Source organism: Kitasatospora sp. NPDC056800 (assembly GCF_042789775.1).
GTDB lineage: Bacteria > Actinomycetota > Actinomycetes > Streptomycetales > Streptomycetaceae > Kitasatospora.
This window is the reverse complement of the sequence record NZ_JBHUAL010000290.1, coordinates 1-9,106: the sequence shown is the minus strand read 5'-3', so window position 1 is coordinate 9,106 and position 9,106 is coordinate 1. Positions and strand designations below refer to the sequence as shown.

Below are 9,106 nucleotides of genomic sequence, written 5' to 3'. Positions count from 1 at the left end.
GCCGAAGGGCCCCGGGGAGTCCCCCCGGGGCCCTTCGGCGTACCGGTGCGGCCCTACTTCCGGTACAGGGCCTCGATCTCGGCGGCGTAGTCCTTCAGCACGACGTTGCGCTTGAGCTTGAGCGAGGGCGTCAGGTGGCCGCTCTCCTCGGAGAACTCGGTGTCCAGCAGGCGGAACTTCTTGACCGCCTCGGCGTGCGAGACGGCCGCGTTGCCGTCGTCCACCGCGCTCTGGAGGGCGGCCAGCAGGTCCGGGTCGGCGGCGAGGTCGGCGACGGTGGCGTCGGCGGGCTTGCCGTTGAGCTCCTTCCACTTCGGGAAGAAGTCCGGGTCGACGGTGATCAGGCAGGCGATGAAGGGCTTGCGGTCGCCGACCACCATGACCTCGCCGACCAGGGCGTGGGCCCGGATCCGGTCCTCGATCACGGCCGGGGCGACGTTCTTGCCGCCGGCCGTGACGATGATCTCCTTCTTGCGGCCGGTGATCGTCAGGTAGCCCTCGGAGTCCAGCGAGCCGAGGTCCCCGGTGGCGAACCAGCCGTCCTTGAAGGCGTCCGCGGTGGCCTGCGGGTTGTTCCAGTAGCCGGTGGAGATGTGCGGGCCCTTGAGGAGGACCTCGCCGTCCTCGGCGATCCGGACGGAGCAGCCGGGCGTCGGCTGGCCGACCGTGCCGATCTTCGGCTTGGCGCACTCGTTGAAGGCGGTGGCGGCGCAGGTCTCCGTCAGGCCGTAGCCCTCCAGGACGGTGAAGCCGATGCCGCGGTAGAAGTGGCCCAGGCGCTCGCCGAGCGGGGCGCCGCCGGAGATGGCGTGGGTGGCCCGGCCGCCGAGCGCGGCGCGCAGCTTGCTGTAGACCAGCTTGTCGAAGACGGCGTGCTTGAGCCGCAGGACCAGGCCCGCGCCGCCCGCGTCCAGCGCCCGGCTGTAGGCGATCGCGGTGTCGGCGGCCTTGTCGAAGATCTTGCCCTTGCCGTCGGCCTGGGCCTTGGCGCGGGCGGTGTTGTAGACCTTCTCGAACACTCTGGGCACGCCCAGGATCAGGGTCGGCTTGAAGGAGGCCAGCTCGGCGGTGACGTTCCGGACGTCGGAGACGTGGCCGAGCTTGATCGGCGCCATGATCGGGGCGATCTCGACGATCCGGGCGAACACGTGGGCCAGCGGCAGGAAGAGCAGCACGGAGCTCTCGCCGGTGTGGAACAGCGGGGCCAGGCGCTCGACCACGTTGCCGCACTCGGCCAGGAAGTTGCCGTGGGTCAGCTGGCAGCCCTTCGGGCGGCCGGTGGTGCCCGAGGTGTAGACGATGGTGGCGATGTCGTCGGGGCCGGCGGTCCGGCGGCGCTCGTGGACGGTCGCGTCCGGGACGTCCTGCCCGGCGGCGGCCAGCGCGGCGATCGCCCCGCCGTCGATCTGCCAGGTGTGCTCCAGCCCGGGCAGCCGGTCGCGGACCTCGGCGACCACCCCGACGTGCTGGTCGGTCTCGGTGATCACGGCGACCGCGCCCGAGTCGCCGAGGATCCACTCGACCTGCTCGGCGGAGGAGGTCTCGTACACCGGCACGACGATCGCGCCGGCCGTCCAGATCGCGAAGTCCAGCAGCGTCCACTCGTAGCGGGTGCGGGACATGACGGCCACCCGGTCGCCGGGCTCGATGCCCGCGGCGATCAGGCCCTTCGCGGCGGCGTGCACCTCGGCCAGGAACTGGACCGACGTCAACTCCTGCCAGTGGCCGTCCACCTTGCGGCTGAGCACGGCGACGTCCGGGTGCTCCTCGGCGTTCCGGTGCACCGGGTCGGCGAGGTTGCCGCCGCTCGGTACCTGGTAGAGGGCCGGAAGGCTGAAGTCGAGCAAGACTGCTCCTCGTTCGCGACGCTGCGGGACGGCAGGACGTTACTGCCCGGTAGGCAGCTTCGACCAGGGGGGTCGGCTCCGGTGTTCGAAGTGTCACACCCGGCCGGGTCCGACCTGGCCGTGACCGGGTCGTTCGAATGGCACCCTACGACAGCGCAGGGCGACCGGCCGGTAACATGCCCGGCCGCCCGGCGCCCGCCCGCACCTCGGCCGCCCCGCGCCGCCGCGCCGCCCACCGGGCGCGATAGCCTGCTCCGGGCGGACCGGGCCGAGCGCGCCCCGGCCGGACCGGCAGGCAGATGGACGAGGCGGAGGGCCATTCCATGGCGGAGCACACCAGGTCGAGCATCACCATCGACGCGACCCCGGCCACGGTCATGGCGGTGATCGCCGACTTCGCCGCCTACCCGGCCTGGACCGGCGAGGTCAAGGAGATCGAGGTCCTCGGCACCGGCGAGGACGGCCGCGCCGCCGAGGTCCGGCTGCTGCTCGACGCCGGCGCCATCCGCGACGAGCACGTCCTCGCCTACACCTGGGACGGCGACCGCGAGGTCTCCTGGACCCTCGTCCGCAGCCAGATGCTCCGCTCGCTGGACGGCTCCTACACCCTCGCCCCGCTCGCCGGCGGCCGCACCGAGGTGACCTACCAGCTCGCCGTGGACGTCAAGATCCCGATGCTCGGCATGATCAAGCGCAAGGCCGAGAAGGTCATCATCGACCGCGCCCTGGCCGGTCTGAAGAAGCGCGTCGAAGGCTGACACGACCGAACGGGGGCCGGACGGCATGACGGCGACACGCACCATCCTGGTCAGCGGCGACGCTGGCGCACCCACGGTGGCCGCCGCCACCGCCCTGCACGCCGCCCGGCGCGGCCACCGCACCTGGCTGCTGGCCGCCGACGACCCGCACCGTGCCCTGGACTCCGCCCTCGGCACCCGGCTGGAGCCCGAACCGCTCCACCACGCACCGGGCCTGACCGTCTCCCGGATCGACGAGCAGGCCGCCTTCCGCTACGCCGTCGGCGCGCTCACCGGCCGGCTCAAGCCCGCCCTCGACCTGCTCGGCGCCGAACAGCTCGACCCCGAGGAGCTCACCGCCCTCCCCGGCATCGCCCGGCTCGCCCTGCTGCGCGCCCTGCCCGCCGCCGACCAGGACGTCCTGGTCGTGCTCGCCCCGCCGCCCGCCGAGCTGATCGCCGCCCTCGCCCTGCCCGAACAGCTCGCCCGCTACCTGGACCGGCTCGTCCCCGAGCAGCGGCAGGCCGCCCGGGCGCTGCGCCCGCTGCTGGCCGGGCTGGCCGGCGTCCCGATGCCCGCCGACTGGCTGTACGAGGGGCGCACCAAGGCCGCCGCGGCACTGGCCGAGTCCCGCGCCGCGCTCACCGACCCCGGCACCAGCGTCCGGCTGGTCGTCCGGGCGGACGGCCACCCGTACACGGAGCTGCGCCGGATCCGGGCCGGGCTCGCCCTGCACGGGCACCGGCCGGACGCCGTGGTGGTGCACGGCGCGCTGCCCGCGGCCGCCGCCTCCTCGCCCGACCCGTGGCTGGCCGCCCTGGCCCGCCGCCGGCAGGAGGAGCTGACCGGGCTCGCCGCCGAGACCGACGCCCCGGTGCTGGTCGCCGGCCTGGACGACGCCACCCTGGAGGCCGTCGCCGACCGGCTCTACGGCGACGGGGACGGGCCCGGGCGGCTCGCCCCCGAGCCCTGGCCGGTCGAGGACCGGCTCGCCGAGGAGGGCCTGCTGGTCTGGCACCTCGACCTGCCCGGCGCCGACCGTTCCGAGCTGGACCTGGTCCGCCGGGGCGACGACCTGGTCGTCGGGGTCGGCACCCACCGCCGGGTGCTCACCCTGCCGTCCGCGCTGCGCCGCTGCACGGTGGCCGGGGCGGGGCTGCACGACGGCGTGCTCTCGGTGCGGTTCGCGCCGGACCCGGCGCTCTGGCCCCGGGGCTGACGGGGGGTTCGGCGGGGGGACCGGCGGGATTCGGTCGGGGCTCTGGCGGGCCCTGGACCGGGTTCGGCGGCTTTCCGGGCGGCCCGGCCGGTCGGGTAGCGTCGGGCCGGAGGGCCGCGGGGTGCGGCCACGGCTGAGGAGGCGCCCGCGATGACCAGCACCGACGACCGCACCGAGCCCGGCGGCCGGCCGGACGGCGAGCAGGGCGGCCAGGGGCACCCGTTCGGCCCGGAGCTGGGCCCGCTGGTGGACGAGGTGCGCCGGTTCGCCGGTGCGCTCGGCGACAAGGCCCAGGAGGCGAGCGCCACCACCCTGATCACCCTCTCCGGGCTGGCCGACAAGCTGCGCACCCAGCAGCCGGAGGTCTACTCCCACCTCGCCGCCGCCGGCACCGGGCTGGCCGCCGCGGGCAGTGAGCTGCTGGCCGCCTACCGCGCCGCCGTGGCCGGGCACGAGAGCCGCTGGACCGCCGGGCAGGGCGCGCCGACGGAGAAGATCGACCTCGACGGCGACGGCGACGGCGGCCGTGGCTCCGGCTTTGACGAGGCTGACGGGCCGTCCGCCAAGCAGTGAAACCGTGACTTCCGGAGGGTGATCGCGCTGCTCTCGTACGTCACGAAGAAGGAGATTAGATACGACTTTTGAAGCATCCCGGCCGCGTCGGCCCAGAGTTGTCTTCGGATAATGTATGCGAGGCTGTGTACGGGGGCCGGGTTGGGCGGTAGCGTTCCGTCCAGCGGAACGAGTGAATAGCTGAGGGACACATGGCTCTGACCATCGGCGTCGATGTCGGCGGGACCAAGATCGCGGCAGGCGTGGTCGACGAGGCGGGCGCGATCCTGGCCCGGACCAGGGTGCCCACCCCGGCCGACCCGCAGTGGGCGGTCGACGCCATCGCGCAGGCCGTGCGCGAGCTCAAGGAGGAGCACCCCGACGTCACCGCGGTGGGCGTCGGCGCCCCCGGCTTCGTCGACAGCAACCGCTCCACGGTGATCTTCGCCCCCAACATCGACTGGGAGAACGAGCCGCTGCGCGGGCGGGTCGAGGAGCTCACCGGCCTGTCCACCGTCGTCGAGAACGACGCCAACTGCGCGGCCTGGGCCGAGTTCCGCTTCGGCGCGGCCGCCGACCACCAGGACATGGTGCTGATCACCGTCGGCACCGGCATCGGCGGCGGCATCGTCCTGGACGGCCGGCTGCACCGCGGCCGCTTCGGCGTGGCCGGCGAGATCGGCCACCTCAACATGGTCCCCGACGGCCTGGCCTGCGGCTGCGGCGGCAAGGGCTGCTGGGAGCAGTACGGCTCCGGGCGCGCGCTGCGCCGCTACGGCCGGGAGAAGGCCGCCGCCGACCCGCAGCGCGGCCACCGGATGCTGGAGCTCAACGACGGCGTGGCCGAGACCATCCGCGGCATCCACATCACCCAGGCCGCCGAGGAGGGCGACCCGCTCGCCCTGGAGTGCTACGCCGAGCTGTCCGACTGGCTGGGCCGCGGCATGGCCGACCTCGCCGCGCTGTTCGACCCGGCCGTCTTCGTGCTCGGCGGCGGCGTCTCCGACTCCGGCCGACTGCTGCTCGACCCGGTCGCCAAGGCCTTCGAGCACTACCTGACCGGCGGGGTGCACCGGCCGCGCGCCGAGGTCGTGCTGGCCTCGATGGGCTCCGCCGCCGGCATCGTCGGCGCGGCGGACCTCGCCCGCGTCCCGTAACCGCCGTACCCCTTCGAGCCCGCCGGCGGCGGTGCGACCGGGCCCCGACCGCTCCCGGACGCACCGCCGCCGTCGCACGTCCCGGCCCGGCCGCGTACGGTCGGAGCGTTCCGGTGACCGCCCAGGGGAGGACCATGAGCGCCGCGACCACGACCGCCGCCGCGACCACGACCGCCGAGGCAGGGCCCGGCGCCGCGACCGCCGTACGGGCCGAGCCGCTGCCGCCGCCCGGCCCGGGCCGGCTGCGCCTGCTCAGCTACAACATCCGCTCGCTGCGCGACGACCGGCGGGCGCTGGCCCGGGTGATCCGGGCCTGTGCGCCCGACCTGGTCTGCGTCCAGGAGTCCCCGCGCTACTGGCGGCCCGAGGGCCAGGCCGCCTGGCTGGCCCGGAGCACCGGGACGGCCGTCCTGGCCGGCGGCGGCCGCACCGCCGCGGGCCCGCTGCTGCTCGGCCGGCCCGGCGCGGTGGAGCTACTGGGGGTGCACGACCGGCTGCTGCCCAAGACCCGCGGCCTGCACGCCCGGGGCTTCGCCGGCGCGCTGCTGCGGCTGCCCGGCACGGCGCCGTTCACCGTCACCAGCTGCCACCTCAGCCTGGACCAGGAGGAGCGGTACGGGCAGTTCGAGCTGCTGCTCGACCAGCTCGGGATCGCCGAACTCGGCATCGTGGCAGGGGACTTCAACGAGCACCCGGACGGGCCGGGCTGGCGGCTGCTGGCCTCCCGGCTCCAGGACGGGTACCCGACCGCGCCCTGGGGAGGCGAGTTCACCTCCGTGCCGGAGCGCCCCTACCAGCGGATCGACGCCGTCTTCGCCACGCCCGGGATCACCGTCCTCGGCTGCGGGGTGCCGCACGGGCTGCCCGGTGTCACCGAGTCCGACCTGCGGGCCGCGACCGACCACCTGCCGGTGCTCGCCGTCCTCGAACTGCCGGCCGGCCGACCGGACGGCGTGACGGGCGGCCGGACGGACGGTTAGACCACGGCGCCGTGGTCCGGGTCCTCCGGCTCGTCCTCGTCACGGTCCTTCATCCGCGCGACCAGGGTGACGAAGCCGCCGAGGAAGGCGGTGATCCCCACCCAGGCGGGCCAGCCGGAGATCTCCCGCCAGACCACCGCGTCGACCAGCAGCAGCGCCGGGCCGCCGAGCACCGCCAGCCAGGCGAACTTGGCGGTCACGTCGGCGGGCGGCAGCGGCGGGGGCTCCGGCGGGACGAAGTGGCCCTCGTCGGTCTCCTCGGCCAGCTCGAAGTCGCGCGGGCCCGCGCCGCCCGCCGGCATCACCGGCCGGCCGGAGCGGGGGCGGGGCTGGGGGGCGAGGTCGGAGAGGTCGTCCTGGTCGCCGCGACCGCCGGGGCCGCCCTCCTTGTGGCCGCCCTTGAGCTCGTTCTGCGCCCGGAGGTTCTCGACCTCGGGCCAGTTCGGGTTGTTGAGGTCGACCGGGTCGTCGAACTGGGCCACCAGGGCGGCGAAGATCGCGTCCTGCTCGGCCTGGCTGCGCTCGGGCGCACGGCGCGGACGGCGTTCGGCGGCCTCCCCCGGGGCGCCCTCGGCGGTGTTCCCGGCGGAGCCCCCGGCGACGTCCTGGACGGGCGGGGGCGTCGGGGTGCCGTCCGGGCCCGTACGGTCCGTCGGCGCACCGCCCGGGGCGGCCGCGTTCGTCCCGCCGTCCTTGGTCGCGCCGTCCTCGCGGGGAGTCTCGTCCCCGCCGCCCGCCGTGCTGCTCTCGTGCACTTCCGGCCCTTCAGCCATGGTGATCGTCGGATTCGACCCGGGTGACGCCCGCCGCGTGCGCGGGAGCCAGCCGTCGGATGAAGTCCTGGCCGGCCGCGAATATTTCCGCCGCGTCGTGGTCCAGCGTCGCGACGTGGAAGCTGCGCTGGCACAGCCGCTCCGTCACGTCCGTCGAGGATATCCGGGCCAGCACCAGTTCCGAGTTGGCCGGCGAGACGACGTGGTCCTGCGGGCTGTGGAACAGCAGCACCGGCTGGGTCACCTCCGGCAGCAGCCGCTGGACCTCCCGCCACAGCAGGCTCAGCGACCAGGCGGCGTGCAGCGGGGTGCGGTCGTAGCCGACCTCGTTCACGCCGGCCCGGGCGATGTCATCGGCGACCCCGGGCAGGCTGGGGACCAGGTGGCGCAGCACCGGCAGCAGCGCGCTCGCGGGGGTGTCCGAGCGCACCGACGGGTTGACCAGCACCAGGCCGGAGACCGTCGGCCCGTGCAGCGCCGCGAGCCGCAGCGCCAGCGCGCCGCCCATCGACAGCGCGCAGACGAAGACCTGCTCGCACTCCTCGGCGAGCGCCAGCAGCTCCCGCTCGACCTCGGCGTACCAGTCCTCCCAGCGGGTGAGCTGCATGTCCTGCCAGCGGGTGCCGTGCCCGGGCAGCAGCGGCAGCGACACGGTGCAACCGGCCGCCGCCAGCTCGTCGGCCCACGGCCGCAGCGACTGCGGCGAGCCGGTGAAGCCGTGGCAGAGCAGCACCCCCACCGGTCCGCCGCGGTGGCGGTACGGCTCGGCACCGGGCAGCAACGGCATGGCGGACTCCTTCGCGGGCGGGTGGCGCTGGGGGAGGGGACGCTGGAGGGGAGGTGCTGCGAATTCGCATCGTCCCACGCTCCGCGCCGGGTCGTACACCCCCTACGAGCAGGCCGGGTACGGCCGCTTCGGCGGGGCCGGGCACAGCGGGCGGCCGCGGGGCATTAGGATCGACCGGTCCGCATAACAGGAGGCCCGGGTTGTTCTACCGACTGATGAAGATGATCGTCGCGCCACTGCTTCGGATCTTCTTCCGGCCCTGGATCGAGGGCGAGGAGAACATCCCCACCGAGGGTGCGGCGATCATCGCGAGCAACCACCTGTCCTTCTCGGACTCGTTCTTCTTCCCCGCGCTGATCAAGCGCCGGGTCACCTTCATCGCGAAGGCCGAGTACTTCAACACCCCGGGCCTCAAGGGCCGGCTGACCGCCGCGTTCTTCAAGGGCGTCGGCCAGCTGCCGGTGGACCGCTCGGGCGTGCGCGGCGCCGGCGAGGCCGCGATCCGCAGCGCCATCGCGGTGCTGGAGGAGGGCGAGCTGTTCGGCGTCTACCCCGAGGGCACCCGTTCGCCCGACGGCAAGCTGTACCGCGGCAAGGTCGGCGGCCTGGCCCGCGTCGCGCTGGCCACCGGCGCCCCGGTGATCCCGGTCGCCATGATCGACACCGAGAAGGTGCAGCCGCCCGGCCAGGTGGTCCCCAACTTCGGCATCCGCCCCGGCATCCGGATCGGCCGCCCGCTGGACTTCTCCCGCTACCACGGCATGGAGAACGACCGCTTCATCCTCCGTTCGGTGACGGACGAGGTGATGTACGAGATCATGCGGCTCTCCGGCCAGGAGTACGTGGACATCTACGCGACCGCCGCCAAGCGGCAGATCGCCGAGGACAAGAAGAAGGCCGACGCCGAGCGCCGGGCCGCCGCCAAGGCGGAGAAGGCGGAGGCGGCCGAGGCCGAGAAGGCGGAGAAGGCCGAGCGGGCCGCCGAGGCGGAGAAGGCGGCCGACGCCGAGAAGTCCGCCGGGGCGGGCACCGCGGAGAAGCCGGAGTAGGCGTC

At 74.4% G+C, this 9,106-nt stretch carries 9 protein-coding genes; 6 read left to right on the top strand and 3 right to left on the bottom strand.

The genetic code is table 11. The annotated features are described in order from the left end of the window. Positions 1–53: 53 nt before the first annotated feature. A complete protein-coding gene (locus ACFRQN_RS38200) occupies positions 54–1,847 on the bottom strand; it encodes an AMP-dependent synthetase/ligase (RefSeq protein ID WP_380745207.1) in 1,794 nt (597 codons plus the stop codon). A gap of 323 nt (positions 1,848–2,170) precedes the next feature. Between ACFRQN_RS38200 and ACFRQN_RS38195 the strand changes: the two genes are divergently transcribed. From ACFRQN_RS38195 to ACFRQN_RS38175, 5 genes are all read left to right on the top strand, one after another. Beyond that, the gene (locus ACFRQN_RS38195) at positions 2,171–2,605 is read left to right on the top strand and encodes an SRPBCC family protein (protein ID WP_049657553.1); all 435 of its coding nucleotides are present in this window, start codon (positions 2,171–2,173) and stop codon (positions 2,603–2,605) included. Positions 2,606–2,630: 25 nt separating this feature from the next. Next, positions 2,631–3,803: an ArsA family ATPase gene (locus ACFRQN_RS38190; RefSeq protein WP_375877460.1), complete on the top strand. Its 1,173-nt coding sequence runs from the start codon at positions 2,631–2,633 to the stop codon at positions 3,801–3,803. Positions 3,804–3,953: 150 nt separating this feature from the next. Further along, positions 3,954–4,376, top strand: a complete 423-nt coding sequence (locus ACFRQN_RS38185; protein WP_049660650.1) for a DUF5304 family protein — start codon at positions 3,954–3,956, stop codon at positions 4,374–4,376. A gap of 191 nt (positions 4,377–4,567) precedes the next feature. Next, on the top strand, positions 4,568–5,512 hold the full coding sequence (locus ACFRQN_RS38180) for an ROK family glucokinase (RefSeq protein ID WP_049660648.1): 945 nt from the start codon (positions 4,568–4,570) through the stop codon (positions 5,510–5,512). A 134-nt stretch (positions 5,513–5,646) separates the two neighbouring features. After that, a complete protein-coding gene (locus ACFRQN_RS38175) occupies positions 5,647–6,492 on the top strand; it encodes an endonuclease/exonuclease/phosphatase family protein (protein WP_380745203.1) in 846 nt (281 codons plus the stop codon). On the opposite strand, the gene ACFRQN_RS38170 is transcribed toward ACFRQN_RS38175, so the two are convergent. Further along, on the bottom strand, positions 6,489–7,247 hold the full coding sequence (locus tag ACFRQN_RS38170; protein ID WP_053112481.1) for a hypothetical protein: 759 nt from the start codon (positions 7,245–7,247) through the stop codon (positions 6,489–6,491). The two genes, ACFRQN_RS38175 and ACFRQN_RS38170, sit on opposite strands and share 4 nt — an antisense overlap. 10 nt (positions 7,248–7,257) lie before the next feature. Continuing rightward, the gene (locus ACFRQN_RS38165; RefSeq protein ID WP_380745201.1) at positions 7,258–8,052 is read right to left on the bottom strand and encodes an alpha/beta hydrolase; all 795 of its coding nucleotides are present in this window, start codon (positions 8,050–8,052) and stop codon (positions 7,258–7,260) included. Between the two features lie 200 nt (positions 8,053–8,252). On the opposite strand from ACFRQN_RS38165, the gene ACFRQN_RS38160 reads away from it, so the two are divergent. Beyond that, entirely contained in the window at positions 8,253–9,101 is an 849-nt protein-coding gene (locus ACFRQN_RS38160; protein WP_380745199.1) for a lysophospholipid acyltransferase family protein, read from the top strand. The last annotated feature ends 5 nt before the right edge of the window (positions 9,102–9,106 follow it).